The 15,937-nt window shown below is 69.9% G+C and carries 12 protein-coding genes and 2 pseudogenes; 7 read left to right on the plus strand and 7 right to left on the minus strand.

Annotated elements, in window-relative coordinates; genetic code table 11:
- Nucleotides 1–269 precede the first annotated feature (269 nt).
- The 3 genes from IE251_RS04330 (at nt 270) to IE251_RS04340 (ending at nt 2,896) form a co-directional block, all read left to right on the plus strand.
- Entirely contained in the window at nt 270–716 is a 447-nt protein-coding gene (locus IE251_RS04330; protein WP_229896580.1) for a YciI family protein, read from the plus strand.
- Nucleotides 717–724: 8 nt separating this feature from the next.
- A complete protein-coding gene (locus tag IE251_RS04335) occupies nt 725–2,071 on the plus strand; it encodes an RNA polymerase sigma factor (RefSeq protein WP_189751556.1) in 1,347 nt (448 codons plus the stop codon).
- Nucleotides 2,072–2,146: 75 nt separating this feature from the next.
- Nucleotides 2,147–2,896, plus strand: coding sequence for a transposase family protein (locus IE251_RS04340; RefSeq protein ID WP_189751732.1), 750 nt, complete (start codon nt 2,147–2,149; stop codon nt 2,894–2,896).
- 146 nt (nt 2,897–3,042) lie between these two features.
- On the opposite strand, the gene IE251_RS42375 is transcribed toward IE251_RS04340, so the two are convergent.
- A complete protein-coding gene (locus IE251_RS42375) occupies nt 3,043–3,306 on the minus strand; it encodes an SUMF1/EgtB/PvdO family nonheme iron enzyme (RefSeq protein ID WP_491590676.1) in 264 nt (87 codons plus the stop codon).
- 80 nt (nt 3,307–3,386) lie between these two features.
- Nucleotides 3,387–3,434 (minus strand): annotated as a pseudogene (locus IE251_RS42380) (hypothetical protein); the annotation flags it as partial.
- Between the two features lie 667 nt (nt 3,435–4,101).
- Between IE251_RS42380 and IE251_RS40680 the strand changes: the two are divergent.
- The 4 genes and pseudogenes from IE251_RS40680 to IE251_RS04365 all read left to right on the plus strand — a co-directional run bounded on the left by IE251_RS40680 (nt 4,102) and on the right by IE251_RS04365 (nt 8,381).
- The gene (locus IE251_RS40680) at nt 4,102–6,159 is read left to right on the plus strand and encodes a hypothetical protein (RefSeq protein ID WP_229896581.1); all 2,058 of its coding nucleotides are present in this window, start codon (nt 4,102–4,104) and stop codon (nt 6,157–6,159) included.
- Nucleotides 6,160–6,239: 80 nt separating this feature from the next.
- Entirely contained in the window at nt 6,240–6,830 is a 591-nt protein-coding gene (locus IE251_RS04355; RefSeq protein WP_189751557.1) for a hypothetical protein, read from the plus strand.
- Between the two features lie 477 nt (nt 6,831–7,307).
- Nucleotides 7,308–8,057, plus strand: a pseudogene (locus tag IE251_RS04360) (transposase).
- A 153-nt stretch (nt 8,058–8,210) separates the two neighbouring features.
- Nucleotides 8,211–8,381 (plus strand): hypothetical protein, encoded by a 171-nt coding sequence (locus tag IE251_RS04365; RefSeq protein WP_373301965.1) that lies wholly within the window; start codon nt 8,211–8,213, stop codon nt 8,379–8,381.
- A gap of 449 nt (nt 8,382–8,830) precedes the next feature.
- Here IE251_RS04365 and IE251_RS04370 read toward each other — a convergent pair whose 3' ends face one another.
- Genes IE251_RS04370 through IE251_RS04390 form a run of 5 tightly spaced genes read right to left on the minus strand, consistent with a single transcriptional unit; the run spans nt 8,831 to nt 15,923 of the window.
- Complete coding sequence (locus tag IE251_RS04370; protein ID WP_189751558.1) at nt 8,831–12,058, minus strand: carboxyvinyltransferase; 3,228 nt, start codon at nt 12,056–12,058, stop codon at nt 8,831–8,833.
- Entirely contained in the window at nt 12,055–12,696 is a 642-nt protein-coding gene (locus IE251_RS04375) for a prolyl hydroxylase family protein (RefSeq protein WP_189751559.1), read from the minus strand. Before IE251_RS04375 ends, IE251_RS04370 begins: the two co-directional genes overlap by 4 nt.
- 10 nt (nt 12,697–12,706) lie before the next feature.
- A complete protein-coding gene (locus tag IE251_RS04380; protein ID WP_189751560.1) occupies nt 12,707–13,441 on the minus strand; it encodes a tyrosine-protein phosphatase in 735 nt (244 codons plus the stop codon).
- Nucleotides 13,438–14,562, minus strand: a complete 1,125-nt coding sequence (locus IE251_RS04385) for an aminotransferase class I/II-fold pyridoxal phosphate-dependent enzyme (RefSeq protein ID WP_189751561.1) — start codon at nt 14,560–14,562, stop codon at nt 13,438–13,440. The genes IE251_RS04380 and IE251_RS04385 overlap by 4 nt, the downstream gene beginning before the upstream one ends.
- Nucleotides 14,559–15,923: a B12-binding domain-containing radical SAM protein gene (locus IE251_RS04390; protein WP_189751562.1), complete on the minus strand. Its 1,365-nt coding sequence runs from the start codon at nt 15,921–15,923 to the stop codon at nt 14,559–14,561. Before IE251_RS04390 ends, IE251_RS04385 begins: the two co-directional genes overlap by 4 nt.
- Between the last annotated feature and the right edge of the window lie 14 nt (nt 15,924–15,937).

Raw genomic sequence — 15,937 nt, forward strand, 5'->3', positions numbered from 1 at the left:
CTCGAACGCGAGCCGGCCGGACTTCCCGCACCACGAGCTCGCCGTCCAGGCGGACGTCCTCGGGCAGCTGCGCGAGGGCCGCCTCCCGCATCTCGGGGAAACGAGCCGGTCATGTCCGTGGCCCGCCTCGAGCGCAGCAGCACCCGCCCACCTCCGCGGCGGCGTTTCGGCCGCCGACGGCTCGTCTCCCTCTGGGGTGACCGGTGAGTTCCTCCTTGGATTCCCGTCGGGAAGTATGTCGAAAACGCCGGGCGTGCTTCTACCTACCCATGACAGCCCCGCCCTGGGGCGGGTACGAGAACGAGGAGCGGATCATGAAGTACATGCTGCTGATGCAGTTCAGCGAGGACAGCGCCGACTTCCCCAAGCTCGACGAGTGGAAGCCCGCGGAGATCCAGGCACACATCCGGTTCATGAAGCGGACCAATGCCGGCCTGGCCGCCGCCGGTGAACTGGTCGACGCCCAAGGCCTGGCCATGCCCGAGACCGCCCGGATCGTGCGCTCCCACAGCGGCGGCACGCCGGTCGTCACCGAGGGGCCGTTCCCGGAGTCCAAGGAGTGGGTGGCCGGCTGGTGGATCGTGGACTGCGCCGGCGAGCAGCGGGCGATCGAGATCGCCGCAGCCGTCTCCGCCGCTCCCGGCCCGGGCGGTCGGCCGCTCGACATGCCGATCGAGGTGCGCCAGGTCATGGCGGCCCCGCCCGCCGAACTCTGAGCCGCCCGGTGACGACTTTCACACCAGCCGTCGACGACCTGCTGCGCACGCTCGTGCCGCAGGTCGTCGGCGTGCTCACCCGCCGCTGGGGGGACTTCGCCGATGCCGAGGACGCCGTCCAGGAAGCCCTGCTGCACGCCGCCACCCAATGGTCAGCCGAGGGTGTGCCGCGCAATCCGCGCGGCTGGCTGGTTCAGGTCGCCGGCCGCCGGATGACCGAGCAGGTCCGCAGTGCGCAGGCCCGCCGTCGGCGCGAGGAGTTGGTGGCCGGGCAGATCCCGGCCGACCGGCGGTCGGCACCGGGGGCCGACACCGGAGACGAGAGCGCGCACGACGACACCCTCACGCTGCTGTTCCTGTGCTGCCACCCGGTGCTGCCGCCGGCCTCCGCGATTGCGCTCACTCTTCGTTCGGTAGGTGGGCTGACCACGGGCGAGATCGCCCGCGCCTTCCTCGTCCCCGAGGCGACCATGGGCCAGCGGATCAGCCGGGCCAAACGGCGGATCAAGGACTCCGGTGTGCCGTTCCGGACACCGGACGACGACGAGTGGCCGGCCCGGCTGGACGCGGTGCTGCACGTCCTCTACCTGATCTTCAACGAGGGCTATGCCACCAGCACCGGCCCCGAGCTGCGACGCGTTGAACTCACCCGGGAGGCGATCCGCCTGGCACGGGCCGTCCACACGCTGCTGCCGGACAACACCGAGGTGGCCGGCCTGCTCGCGCTGATGCTGCTCACCGAGGCGCGCGGGCCCGCCCGTACCGGCGCGGACGGCGAACTCGTCCCACTCGCCGAGCAGGACCGCAGCCGTTGGGACGCAGCCGCGATCGCCGAAGGCGTCGCACTGATCACCGCCGCCCTGCCACGCGGCCCGGTCGGCCCGTACCAGGTGCAAGCGGCGATCGCGGCCGTCCACGACGAGGCACGCACCGCCGCCGAGACGGACTGGCCACAGATCCTCGCTCTGTACGGGGTGCTCGCCCGCATCTCGGACAACCCGTTCATCACCCTGAACCGGGCGGTCGCCGTCGCCATGGTGGACGGCCCCGCCGCCGGCCTCGCTCTGCTCGCCGACCCGCACCCCGCGCTCGCCGGCCACCACCGGCTGTACGCCGTCCGCGCCCATCTGCACGAACTCGCCGGGGAGAGGGAGGCCGCCGTCGCCGACTACCGCACCGCCGCCCGCCGCACCACCAGCCTCCCGGAGCGGCACCACCTCAGCTTGCTCGCCGCCCGACTGGCCGCACGAAGGGAACGGGAAGGTGAGCCACCGGTCAAGCCCGGCGAGACCGGACGACTACTGAGCTCTTTCAGAGTGGCCACTGATCGAGTGACCCAGGCCGAGCCAGGATGAGGACCGCAACGCACAGGGCTCCCGCGCCGTTGGGGGAGGTGTTCGAAGTCTCAACCCACTGGCACAGGAGCCCTGCTGGTTCACCATCCTGCCGCACTCGACCTGCCTCATGCTCTGGTCGAGTGGGTATCCATGCTCATCGTCACCCGCGAGGGTGACCGCCGCTGCAAGCTGCCGCCCCACCAGCGTGCCCTGGTAGGCCTGGTCTACCTTCGCCGGCACGACACGCTCGCGCAGATCGCCGCCGGCTTCGGCATATCCGTCGGCACCGCCCACGCTTACGTCCAAGCCGTCGTCCAGCACCTGTCCGGCCGGGCGCCGGGCCTCCTGCGGGTCCTGCGCGAGGCCGATCCGGATTACGTCCTGCTCGACGGGACGCTCGCCGAGTGCGACCGTGCCGGCGACAGCCGGGCGGGCTTCTCCCAGAAGCACCGCCGTCACGGAATGAACATGCAGGTCGTAGCCGATCCCGCGGGCAACCTGCTGTGGATCTCACCCGCCCTGCCCGGCCGCACGCACGACCTGACCGCCGCCCGCGCCCATCGCATCATCCGGATCTGCGAACGTCAGGGCGTCCCCGTCCTCGCCGACCGTGCCTACATCGGGGCCGGCCCCTGGGTAACCACACCGATCAGACGGCTCCCGAACCGGGACCTCACCACGACCCAGCAGACAATCAACCGGGCCTTGTCAGCGGCGCGAGCACCGGTCGAACGAAGCGTCGCGCGACTCAAGTCCTGGCGCATCTTCCGCAAAGCCCGCTGCAGCCCCAACCGCATGACGGCCATCGCCGCAGCCGTCCTCACCCTGGAGCGTCAACGCTGAAAATGCTCACTGTGGCCGTGCGGCCTGGACCATACGGTACGCCGACGCCGCGATGGTGGATTGCTCGCGGAGCCGTCCCGCTATCCGCAACCGATGAGCAAAAATCTCTACCGGAAATCGGCCTCTCTGTTGGGACACCACGCGCTTCACCCTGCGGCTGCACAACGGAATTTCGCGTCATTATCCCGCATTGCGGCATCCGCCGCATTCAGGGGGGATGGCACCGCTCGTTCGAAGGGTGACGTGAAGGCGCTTCCTTTCAAATGATACCGGCCACTGCCGGGCGACTCCTCCGTGGAGCACCATTCCCACACGTTGCCACACATACGCACGCGCCGAACGGGCTGATACCGGACTGGTAACGGAAAACTGGCATGGTCGTATCGATCCCAGTTTCCGCAACGTTGCATTTCGCAGCCGTTGCCCCAGGGATAGGCCCGCCCCTCGGGCCCCGAGCAGCCTTTTCCCACTGCTGGGCTGTGGGCAGCGCCTTCCCGGCCCAGCGGGCGTACGCGGTGGCGTCTAACCAGTCACCCAGACAACTGGGTGACTGGCGAGGTCATCCGGACACCGCCCGTCCGGCCAGTGCTGAGGCGGACGGTGCCCGGTGGCCCGAACGAACCGACGCGCACAGCCAATGACCCGGAAACCCCACGACGTACCCGCGCTTCCCCCCAAACCACCCCACCGAGCGGCAACCGCACACCGGCGTTGACCAATTCGTAAGCCCGGCATGGAACCACCCTGCATCCGGCGATGGCCGGGGCAGCCGAGACGCGGACAAAAAGCTTCCGGGTCGTACTCGGCTCACGACCACTGCAGGCGGACTACGGACCTCCGACCGTATCGGACGGGCGAATGCGGCTTACGGCAGGCGAGGCGCGACTAGAGCCCGGAACGGTTGTCAGGCCTTCCCGGCGGATGGCGGATGGCGGTGGGCCGGCTGCGTGGTGTTCTTCTGGCTGCGCTCGGTGCGGTGCTGGTGGTGAACGGCACGCTCCTGTCCTTGGCCGCAAACGCAGCGACTGGAGACGACAAGTGGCCTGGTGTGAGCGCTGCGGCTTGCTCTGTCCACGCGGCAAGCTCTCACCTCAGCTTGAAACGGGCATCGTCACACGAACCGCCCACTGAGGTGACTGTAAATAGTCTTCCAACCCCATGATCTTCCCTCGTAGGATCTTGTGCTTGTGCGAAAAGCACACTGCATGAGCACCCTCACGGGAAGGATTCGAATCTACGTGCATCGATATAAACGCTGGTGGTTACGTGCGGGTTTAGGTGCGATGCTGCTGACGCTGACCAGCATCATGCCGGCCTCTGCCGAGACGGCCCCAATCGAGCCAAATACGGCCAGCAGACTGCATTTGCCGCCGTCGGCGACGCCGGCCGCAGGACCCGAACTCCACGGCGACGCCCTCGCGGCTGCCGGTGGGCGGCCCGTCTCGGGCAAAACCCCGGAGGCCGGTCCGGCATGGACAAAGGTGGGGGATACATGGCAGGTGGATCGCACCACCGTGACCCTGCGCAACACGGTGACCGACCCGGATGGCGACCAGAGTGATCTGACGTTCGATGTGTGGACGGTGAACACGGACGGTTCGCCGAAGGCACACGTCGATACCTATGAGAACCAGTACGGCATGCCCGTCTCCGGCTACGTCAAGTCCGGTGAGAAAGCCTCTGTCACCATCGATTACGGCTACCTCAAGCCCGGCTGGACGTATGCCTTCCGTACTTCCGCCTACGATGGCAGCCTGTACGAGACTGACTGGTCCCCGTGGGCGAAGTTCACGATCCGGAACCACGCCGTCGACATCACCTTGCCTGAGCCCAACAAGGACGCGCCGGCCGTCGACCTGGACCAGTACCAGAAGCCGCAGGTCACCAACGACCATGTGAATTCGCCCCCTGGCACCCCCAGCTCGCTGACCCGGGACGAGTTGCCAGCACCGCTCGGCAAGGGCTGCAAGGAGACAGGCGCGAGGATCTACTGTGCCACGCTTGGCAGACCTGCCGACATGACGCCTGACGAGCGTTCGCAGGTGGCAAAGGGGCTGCGCACCGCCGGTGACTCCAGCCTCGTCTCCTGGTGCGACGGCGCCGCGGTCGGCCAAGACTACATCAAGCGCACCGAAGGCTGCGTGAAAAAGGCGAACGAAATCACCAACACGATCTATTCCAAACTTCCCAACGGAGAAATATGGCCGGTCGGTCGCGCTATTTTCGCTTCGCAGATCGAGATCAAGACAGACGTCAAATCGGATACATTCACCCAGCAGTGGAGCTTGAAGCCTCTGTCCTTCCGCGACGCGGTCGGCGAGGCTTCGGAGTGGGGACCGCTCACCTTGCGACCCAAGTTCAACTGCGCCCCTCAGTGCGCCACCAGCGCCCCCACGTGGTCGGCGCCTCCCACCTGGTCGACGACTGGCGTCGACTACCACGAGGCAACCGCGACGTTCACGCACACCGTCAGCGGTGTACAGGCCAGCGGCATCGTCCCTGTGCAGCTCATCTGGAAGTGGAACAACACCGTCCCCAACCAGCTGCCGGACGCTTTCCCCGACGGGGACATCGGCAACTCGTTCCCTGATCTCGACATCCGCTGTGATGCCGTCGCCACGGCTACGCCGGGGTGTGTGTTCTCCGCCTACAAGCCGACCTGGGTCATGAACTTCAAAAAGTTCCCGGCTTCCGTCGCACACGCCTGGCTGACCCAGACCAAGTTACCCAATCACCCCGGAAGCCAGACAGCTGGCAAGCCGCTGCTGTACTTGCCGGCCAGCGGCTCCAGCACCGGGCGTACACCGACCCAGAACCGTGCCGTGATCTGTCCGTCAGGTTGGGCCGCAAAGTCAGGCAACCCCGACACGACCACGCTCCCGGGGAACACGCCCAGCGGGAATGATCCTCTGTCGTGTGACGAGTTCGCCTATGCCGCCACCTACAACAGCGGCGGCATGCCGGCCCCCGACGGACTCAACCCTGTCTCTTCGGGTAATCAGTGTGTGCAGACATACTCACAGCGCACCCAAACCGATGTGTGGCACTTCTATGACGACATGCGCCAAGCTGCGCCGACGTGGAAAGAAGTCTGCGGACGCTCCACCATGTCGAACTGGATGAACACGCAGTCCATGCAGCCATTCCCGACGCAGTTCACGCAGCCGAACCGGCTGCTCGAAGAGGATGCCTACTGGTACTACGCCCCCGAATTTTCCGGCTGCAGCGCAACCTCAACGACTGTGAAGTGCACGGTCAAGTGACCTGAACAACGTGCGGGGGCGGTGCGCTTCGACTAAAGTGACGCCGCCCCCACTCCTTTCCCGGCAGGAGATACTGCTTCATGACCGACGGCCTTCAGTGGCTCGAAGACCCGGTTCCGCTCCCCGGCGGCTACTGCGCTATCTTCGCGCGTGGTATCGCCCCCGAAGACCTCGTACGCCGCCTCGTTCCTGACACCGAGCCCCGCTTCATCGGCCTGCGCACACATGATGCATTCGAAGCCGACCTATTCCAGATCGACCGTAGCAAGCCCGTGAACGCGACCGTAGGCGTCCGCTATGGATCAGTCAGTGACCTTTTTTTCTGCATCGGCTACGGCCCCTGGCAGGAAACTCTTAGCCAATTCAACACTCCTGAGATCTCTCACGGCGGTGCGCATACATACGAGCTCTACTTCATGGCCGAGCACCCGAACGTCCCTCCCCCATATTTCCGTTACAACCATGACGGTGTGTACGAAGTGATGTGTGATCTCAACAACGACGACTGGGCAGGAGTCGTCAATGTCCTTGGGGACAACGCCGAGCTGGTCGCCGCACTGGAAGTCGACAAGCGGCGCCCCATGGAGATCCTGGAACAGCGGTTCGGTCTGACCCTGCCGAAGGAAGCGATCCTCACCGACACACTGCCCGCCGCCATCATTAAACCCTGACAGCAGCAAAACCGACCCCTGGATCCCTACAGACGCAAGATATCGCGCTCGCGAGACCAACAGGCCAGAAACCGCGCAGCCCTCCAAGCCCAGTAACGTTGCAAGTTCGCAGGTTGGGCGGAACCGCCCGGTGATGCCCTGTCATGTCAGATGGGCCTAACCTCGATCTTTCGTGACGGTCTACCGACAGAGTCGGCAGACCGTCACGCGTTCCGTGTCTGATGTTGGGCAGGACGAGTGCCCGTCTGTCGCTTCGGGTGTGCGCCGGGTTCCACAGCACCGGTCGGACTGTTGCTGTTCGCATGCACGGGAAAGGCGCTGGCCGGGATTCGGGAGAGCGTGGAGCCGGTCCAGGGCCAGTGAGCTCTTTCAGCGTGGCCACTAATCGGGTGACGGGGCCGGGCCCCGCAACGCACAAGGCTCCCGTGCCGTTGGAGGAGGTGTTCTACGTCTCAACCCGCCGGCGCGGGAGCTTCGTTGATTGTCTATCCTGCCGCACTCGACCTGCCTCACGCCCTGGTCGAGTGGGTCACCATGCTCATCGTCACCCGCGAGGGTTACCGCCGCTGCAAGCTCCCGCCGCACCAACGTGCCCTGGTCGGCCTGGTGTACCTGCGCCGGCACGACGCCCTGGCGCAGATCGCGGCCGGCTTCGGGATCTCGGTCGGCACCGTCATGCCTACACCGCCGCCGTCATCCACCACCTGTCCAAACGTGCGCCCGGCCTGTTGCGGGTGCTGCGGGAGGCCGGTCCCAAGCACGTCCTGCTCGACGGAACGCTTGCCGAGTGCGACCGGATCGGCGACAGCCGGGCCGACTACACCCACAAGCACCGCCGCCACGGCGTGAACGTGCAGGTCATGACCGATCCCACGGGCAGACTGCTGTGGATCTCACCCGCGCTTCCCGGCCGCACGCACGACCTCACGGCGGCCCGCACTCACAAGATCATCCGAATCTGCGAACGCCAGGGCGTCCCCGTCCTCGCCGACCGCGCCTACATCGGCGCCGGGCCCTGGGTGACCACACCCGTCCGGACGCCCGCCCCACCGAGAACTCGCACCGACTCAGCGCACGACGAACCGAGCGCTGTCAGCGGCACGAGCACCGGTCGAACGGGGTGTCGCACGGTTGAAGTCCTGGCGGATCTTCCGCAGGGCACGCTGCAGTCCGAACCGCCTGTCGTCAATCGCCGCAGCCAACCTCACCCTGGAGCGTCAGCGCTGAAAACGCTCACTGACGTCGGAGGGCCAGATCACCTGATATCCCACGCGGATCAACCCGCCTGGCGACCCGGAGCCGGATCGGCCCGGTCCGGGCGGCCTCGCAGCGGATGGAACGGCTCACCGCTCATTCCCGGGAATGTATACCCACGGGCCGATGCCCCGGCGGCCGCTCGCCGCCATCGCCGATCCGGCCGCCGCCAAGTCGGCCATGACACGACTCAGGCTGCCCGTGCCGACCGGTCCGTACCCGGTGGGCACGGTGCAACTGCACCTTGTCGACCGGTCACGGCCGGACGACATCGCGGGACCCTGGGCACTTCCGTGAGCTGATGGTCAGCGTCTGGTATCCCGCCCGGGAAGTCGGGCCCGCTCTCTGCCGGCCACGTGAGTGCTCCGGTGTGGCGAGGCCGATGCCGGCCATGTTCGCGGCGTCTTCTTCCGGCTCGCGCTGGAGGAGTCAGGCGCCCTGTTCGCTGCCCGGCCGGCAGCACCTCCGCGGCGGCGGCCGTGCGGCGCGGCTCGGCGTCGTTGGGCAGCACGTACGACAACGGAGCCGCCGACCAGGCCACGACGAGGGACGACCCGCACCCGTACACGGAACACCGTGCGCCGGTGCTCGCGTACGTCCCCCGACCCCGGGCCCGGCGAGTACGTGGGGAAGCGGTTCCTGGACTCATGAGGCTGGGACGCGCCCGCCCGGACGGGCGGTGGTGGCGAGCGCGCCCAGAGCCTCCTCACTCCGGCAGGGCCCCGCCGCGGTCGCGGCTCAGGACGTCAGGCCGGGTCCACACCGGCCCCCGCCGTGGGCTTCGGCCGGACGTCGGGCGCCGTCGTGTGCCGGATGTCGGCGCCCAGCTTCACCAGGTCCTCGACCAGGTCGCGGTAACCGCGGGCCAGGTGGTGGTGGTTGCGCAGCGTGGTCCGGCCCGGTACCGCGAGCGCGGCGAGCAGCAGGACCGCGGCGGCGCGCAGATCGGTGGCGTGGAGGTCGGTGCCGGGCCGGTACGGCGGGCAGGGGCCGTCGACGCGCAGGACCGTGTCGTCGACCGCCGTCCGCACGCCGAGCGCCCCCAGCTCCGGGGCGAAGCCGAAACGGTGCTCCCAGACGGCCTCCCTGATGTACGTGGGGCCTTCGGCGTACGCCCCCAGCAGGGCCAGGAAGGGCTGGCTGTCGCTGAACACGCCGCGTGACATGGCGGTGAACTCCACGGGCCGCAACGGCTTCGTCAGCGGGTGCGCGGTCACCTCGTCGACGCCGACGTCGACCCGCACCCCCATGCGGTCCAGCAGGTCGAACTCGGGCGCGAGCGCGTGGACCGCGCGGTCGATGCCCGGCCCGGTGATCCGCAGCGGCTCGTCCGCCAGCAGGACACCGGCGCAGATCCAGGTGACCACCTCGATCAGGTCGGGGATCAGGGTCACGTCGGCGGGCCGGTCCAGCGACTCCGGACCACGCCCGTGGATCACCCACGTCTCGGGCCCGGCGAACTCGATGTCGGCGCCCAGGTCGCGCAGCACGGTGACCATGTCGGTCACGTCGGGCTTGAGGTACGGGTGCTTCAGCGTGGTCGTCCCGTGCGTGACCGCGCCCATCAGCAGCGCGGTCTTGACCGCCCCGCTGTAGCAGGGCCCGCTCATGAGCGCCTTGTTGCGCGTGTAGTCGAGCATGTCGATGGTGCAGGGCGTGAGCCGCTGCGCCGTGAGGTCCACGGAGCCGTCCGCCGTGAGCCGGGTGGTGACGCCGAACCGCCCCATCACGTCCAGCAGGTGCTCGACGGGCCTCCCGCGCGGGCCTTCGCCGATCGGGCAGCCGCCGCTCGCGGACAGCCGGGCCACGCCGTTGCGGGAGACGAGGGCGGGCAGCAGGTAGAGCGAACCGTGGATGCGGCCGACGAGATCGGCCGGCAGCTCCGCGCGGTCCCAGGCGGACGCGTCGACGGTGAACGTCTCGGCCGCCCCGTCGTAGTGCGCGTGCGCGCCCGCGGCGCGGAAGATCTCGCCCAGCACCGCGGTCTCGACGATGTCCGGGCAGTTCTCGATGCGCACGGGCGCGCTCGCGGTGGCCGCGGCGGCCACGGTGGTGACCAAGGAGTGCTTGAACCCGGAGGTGCGGACGGCCCCGGAGAGCCGGTTCCCGCCGTGGATCTCCAGCAGCGGCTCACCAGGGGGAGCGGGTTCTCGCCAACGGTCCTGCATGGGGGTGCCTCCTGAGCTGAGTGGTGAGGGGTCGGGCGAAAGGGTCCGGTGCGGAATCGAGCGCAGCCACTGCCGTGCCTGCCTCGCACCGGTCAGGTGGACGACGGTGAGGCCGGGGTGCAGGCCGAGGAAAGCGGCCGTCTCGGCCCGCCGGGTGGCGTGCTGGGACCAGGCCCAGCGCAGCGGGTGGCGCGGGTTGCGCAGCATCGACCGCCAGGTCTCCCGGTTGCCGTGCCACAGCTCCCGGCCCGTGGCGGCCCGGACCACCGAGCGCCGCAGCACGCGGCGCATGACGGTCCGGCGGGGCAGGTCGAGCCAGACGAACGTGTCGGCGCGCTCGCCGAGCAGGTCGCCGACGACCCAGTGGTACTGGGCGTCGCAGATCCACGCCGGTGCCCGCGTGGCGCGCTCCACGTCGTCCGCGAACTCCGCCCGGTGGGTCCAGCCGGGACCGTGGTAGAGCGCGTCCATCTCGATGTGCCTGATGTCCAGCGCCCCGGCCAGGGCGGCGGCCAGCGTCGTCTTGCCCGCGCCGGTGATCCCGCCGACGACGATCCGCCGCAGCGGCGCGGCCGCGGGCGCCGCCACCGGCCGGGTGGGCCGCGTGAGGAACCCGACCGACAGGGCCGTCCCCGCGCAGACGGCGGCCAGGCCGAGCCACAGCACGGTGTTCCCGTGGGCCAGCAGCGCCGTTCCGGCCGCCGGGGCGACGGCGCCCGCGATCCCGAAGGACGTCTGGAAAGTCGCGTTGTAGCGGCCCTCCAGACCGGGCGGCGCGGCGGCGTTCGCCGTCGTCGTGACGACCGGGGCGAACAGCGCGTCGCCGAGCGTGCCGATCAGTGCCGCGCCCAGGACGACCGCGGTGGTGACCGGACCCGCCCAGCCGGACGGCGCCATGACGAGGACCGACAGGGTGAAGAAGCCGGCCGCCAGGCGCAGCGCCCGCGGGGCGGAGACCCGCCGCGCGTAGGCGACCGCAGGCCGCCGGGCCACGGCCATCGCCCCGCAGGCGACGCCGATCACCACCCCCGGCACCCACGACGGCTGCCTCAGCACCACGACGGCGACCACCGGGAGCATCGTCGTCAGACAGTCGGAGACGAACGCCAGCAACAGCGTCAGCAGGCACAGCCGCAGGAAGCCGGGGGCGTCGCGCAGGTCGCGCCACCGCCACGCCCGCCCGTCGGCCGCGGGCTCGGCCGCGGGGGAGGGCAGGAGGTGCCGACGCACCGTGAGCACCAGGCCCATGGCCGCCGCGTAGGTGAGGCCGTTGGCGTACGCGACCAGGTGCAGTCCCGTACCGCTGTCGATCAGCAGGCCCCCGGCGGTCGCGCCGATCGCACCGCCCGCCGCCCACCCGCCGACCTTCAGCACGCTCGCCGTGCTCAGCACGCCCATCAGCTCCCCGGCCGGGACCAGCCGGGCCAGCAGAGGGGTGCTGGCCGTCCAGAACAGCCGGTCCGCGGCAGCCGCGACGACGGCGAGCGCGCCGACCTGCCACGTGGCGGAGACGAAGGGGAACAGCGCGAACACCCCGGTGCGCACGGCGTAGCTCAGGGCTGCCCCGTTCGCCGGACCCCACCGGTCCACCAGCAGGCCGTTCACCGGCCCCGCGAGCAGGCCGAGGAGCCCGCCGACCGTCAGCGCGGCACCGACATGCGCCAGGGGGAGGTGCTGACCCCGGGTGAAGAAGATCAGCGCGACCGGCGCCCACAGGCCGTTGCCCACGCAGTCGACGGTCAGCGCCACGAGATAGGTGCGCTTCCCGGGCGTCTTCCGCCCCCGGCCGGTTAGGAACGGGATCACGGGCGGACGAAGTGCACGAGCAGTGCCCGCCGGTCCACGGGGCAGGTGTCGGCGACCGGCGGCACGCCGTGCCAGGACCGGTCCGAGCGGACGAGCACGACGGACGTCCCGGTGGTCGGCGCCACCCGCTTCGCGCAGTCGGCCATGTCCGCGCTGCGCAGCAGCCGCAGGTCACCTCTCCACTCCGGGTCCCACCCGTCGTTGAAGTAGAAAAGGTGGGTCACCGCCTTGTCCGGGCGGTCGGTGTGCGGCTCGATCCAGCAGCCCCGCGCGTAGCGGGTCATACGGGCCTCGACCAGACACCGCTCCAGGTCCACGCCGGTGAGCGCGGACAGCGCCTCTCGGTAGGGCCGGGAGACGACGTCCGCGACGAACTGCTGCCAGTTCGCGGGGAGCGTGCGCACCTGGTCCTCGTCGACCGCGCCGGCGGTGACGAGGTTGCGGTTGAACATCCGGTACTGCTTGTCGGACCGGTTCAGGTCGGTGCGCTCGGACTCCTCGAAGCCGTCGTCGCTGAACTCGCCGCGCAGCTTCTCGGCGACGGCGTCCGTGACGAACGAGCGAGGGATCACCACGTGGCCGAACGGGTCCTGTTCCAGCTCGGCCCGGCTGATGGTCTCGATGTCGACTAGGGACACGTCTTCTTCCTCACAGGTGAGCGGGATGGGTGAACGCGCCGACGACCGTGCGCAGCCGGGTCTCCTCCCGGAGGCCGTGGAGGGTGAGCATCCGGGCGACGCTGCCGTGTTCGGCCTCGATCCCGGCGATCAGGGAGCGCATCGTCGCCGCCGGCGTGGAGGTCCGCAGCCGCAACTGCGCGAGGGTGTCCTCGCGGGTCCAGTTCGGGCGGGCGTCGGCGCTGCGCAGGGCGCGGTAGGCGCGGGCGGTCAGGGCGTAGTCCCGGGCGACGTCCGCCGTCCGCACCCCGAGCGCCCGCAGGACCAGGGCGCTGACGACGCCGGTGCGGTCCTTGCCCATCGCGCAGCAGATGTAGACGGGGACCTCCGCACCTTCGGCGAGCAGGTCCACGATCTCCGCCGCGACCGGCGCCGCCCTCGTCAGCATGTCACGGTAGTTCGCGAGGTAGTCGCTGGGCCGGGGACGCGCATTGCCCCGGATACGGCTCATGTCGCCGGCCACGGGCCGGGACAGCACGGTCGCGCCCGTGTACTCGGGCCCCCGGTACTGCCGGCGTTCCTCCTCCAGACGCAGGTCGACGACGGTACGGATGCCCAGGCCGCCGAGCGCCGGCGCCGTCTGCGGAGACGGCGCCGGCCCCCGGACGAGGAGCCCCCGCCGCAGGTACCCCCCGCCGGGACCGCGCAGCCCGCCCAGATCGCGCACGTTGGGCAGGCCCGGAACCATGATCCTTCGGGTGTTCATGTCACCCCTTCGCGGTACCGGTCGCCCAGGGCGGCGACGACCCGACGGACGACGGCCTCGTTCGCGACCGCGATACGGACGGCGGCCGGCAGCCCCGGCGCGCCGGACAGGTCCCGTACGACGATCCCCCGCCCCAGGAGGTGCCGGCTCGCGGCCCCGGCGTCCGCCGGATCGGGGACGTCCCAGGTGACGAAGTTCCCGCCGCTCGGCCGGGCGTGCCAGCCGGGCACCGCGCGCTCGACCTCGGCCGCGAACCGCTTCCGCAGCCGCCGCACGTCGGCCCAGATCGCGGTGAAGACGGCCTGCTCCTCCAGTGAGCGCCGCAGCAGCGCGACCGCCGGAGCGGAGACCGAGCCCTCCGGGTCCAGGTCGAACAGGTGGCGGGCGGTCGCCGGGTGCGCGACCGTCACCGCGATCCGGGCGCCCGACAGCCCGTAGGACTTGGAGAACGTGTTGACGCGGACGACGTGCCGCAGACCGGCGAGCCCGCGCACCAGCTCCTCGCCGCCCTCGGTGAACGCCAGGTAGGCGGTGTCCACGACCAGCAGACTGCCGTGCTCCGCCACCGCGTCCGCCAGCTCGGCCAGCTCCTCCCTTCCGTGCACCTGCCCGGTGAAGCTGTGCGGGGTGGTGACGACGACGAACGCCGGCGCACCCGCGCGCAGCCGCCGCGCCAGGTCACGGAGGTCGAACAGCCCGGTCTCCGGGTCCGGGGCCACGGGGTCCAGGACACAGCCCGAGATCGCCGCGAACTTCGCCCATCCGTCGAAGTTCGGCTGGTGCAGGACGATCCGCGACACCTCCGGGAACGCGCGGGTCAGCAGGTTCAGCCCGGGATCGCTGCCCGCGGTCAGGACGAGGGAGTCGGTGTCCACCCCGAACCGGTCGGCGAGCATGCCGTAGACCGGCTGGAGGATGGGGTAGGTCAGCACGTCGTCCGGGTCGAACTCCGCCAGCGTGGCCCGGTGCACCGCCGCCGCCCGGCTGTCCAGCAGCCCGCAGTTCTTCAGGTTGATCTCGTCGGGGACCCGGACCCGCCGGTTGCGGAACCGGCCGGCGCTTTCCCCCAGGAAGGGGGAGCCCGCCCCTTCCCGCGCCGGCACGAGCGTTTCGTCCCTCATGCCGGGCGCAGGGCCGGGCCGGCGGCGCGGGCGGGGATGTTCTCGAACACCTGCGTGACGTCCGGCTGGCTGCCGAAGATGATGTCATAGCCGCGGGCCAGCTCGTCGTCGGTCAGCGCGTGGGTGCCCGGCACGAACAACTGCCGGTTGAACGCGGCCATCTCGTGGTCGGGGAGGTCCGGGTCGGCGAGCTCCCAGGGGGCGTACACGGTCGGCCGGGCCCGGCCCCCGCGCTGCTGGACGGCCTCGATGGTCCGCTCGGCCCCCTCGATCGTGGTGCCGGGCAGCCCGACGATGACGAAGCAGTTCAGCTCGATGCCCGACTCCTCGCACCAGGCCGAGAGCCGGTCGAGGTCCGTCGCGGACTTCTGCTTCGCCCGGGGCAGCAACGCGCCCTCCTGCGGGTCGAGCGTCTCCAGACCGACGCTGATCCGGACGCAGCCGGCCGCCCCCATCGACCGGATCATCCCCTCGCCGAGGTGGTGGACCGTCGTCGCGCACTTCCACGGGTACGGGGAACCGCGCCCGGTCAGCTCCCGGCAGAGCTCCTCCGTCCACTTCTTGTCCAGCGTGAACGTCGGCGCGTAGAACGCCACGTACTCGAACGGCGCCGCGGCGAACGACTCCTCGATGTACCGGACCGTCCGCTCGACCGTGAGCCGCCGTTCCTTCCGCGTGTAGATCAGTGGCACCTCGCAGTAGGAGCAGCCGACCGGGCACCCGCGAGCCGCCGGTACGACCAGTTCGCGGCGGCGCGGGATGCCGCAGAACTTGTTGGCGTCGTCGAAGTAGAGGGCGTCGTAGTGCCCGTACGGGATCTCGTCGGGCGTCGGCAGGTACCAGTCCTCGGCCGGGAGCAGGTCGCCGCGGCGCTTGGGAGCGGCCCAGGAGCCGTCGCGGCGCAGGTGCACCCCCGCCGCGTCGGCCGCCCGGCCCCGGAAGGCATCGATCGCGGCGACGACGCCGGACTCGAAGTCGCCGTTCTCCACGATCGCGTCGATGTCGAAGCGCTCGAAGAAGCGGGGGTTGACCCCGGACAGCCTGCCGAACGTGACGATCGGGGCGTCCGGGTTCAGCGCCCGTGCGTAGGAGACGAGCCGGCGCAGCCCGTCGATGCCGTCGAACTCGTTCATCACGGCGATCACGTCGTACCGCTCCTGGAAGAGCCTGCTGCCCAGGTCCTTCCACGTCAGCCGCTCGACACTGGCGTCGATCGCGGTGACCTGGGCGCCCGGGTAGACGGCGCGCAGGTGACCGGTGACCTGGTAGAGCGCGAGGTGGTGCCCCGCGTTGAAGTAGCTGAGCACCTGCGGCGGCCAGATCACGAGGATCTTCCGGGGTTCGTCCACAATCTTTCCCATGGGGGGTCCTTTCG

This window comes from Streptomyces eurythermus, assembly GCF_014649115.1.
GTDB lineage: Bacteria > Actinomycetota > Actinomycetes > Streptomycetales > Streptomycetaceae > Streptomyces > Streptomyces eurythermus.

Bases quoted from the DNA above. Each gene is read 5' to 3' on its own strand.
- IE251_RS42375 (WP_491590676.1), bottom strand. From the start codon at position 3,306: ATGCAACGTTGCGGAAACTGGGATCGATACGACCATGCCAGTTTTCCG.
- IE251_RS04355 (WP_189751557.1), top strand. From the start codon at position 6,240: ATGACCGACGGCCTTCAGTGGCTCGAAGACCCGGTTCCGCTCCCCGGC.
- IE251_RS04390 (WP_189751562.1), bottom strand. From the start codon at position 15,923: ATGGGAAAGATTGTGGACGAACCCCGGAAGATCCTCGTGATCTGGCCG.
- IE251_RS40680 (WP_229896581.1), top strand. From the start codon at position 4,102: ATGAGCACCCTCACGGGAAGGATTCGAATCTACGTGCATCGATATAAA.
- IE251_RS04385 (WP_189751561.1), bottom strand. From the start codon at position 14,562: ATGAGGGACGAAACGCTCGTGCCGGCGCGGGAAGGGGCGGGCTCCCCC.
- IE251_RS04330 (WP_229896580.1), top strand. From the start codon at position 270: ATGACAGCCCCGCCCTGGGGCGGGTACGAGAACGAGGAGCGGATCATG.
- IE251_RS04365 (WP_373301965.1), top strand. From the start codon at position 8,211: ATGCCCCGGCGGCCGCTCGCCGCCATCGCCGATCCGGCCGCCGCCAAG.
- IE251_RS04380 (WP_189751560.1), bottom strand. From the start codon at position 13,441: ATGAACACCCGAAGGATCATGGTTCCGGGCCTGCCCAACGTGCGCGAT.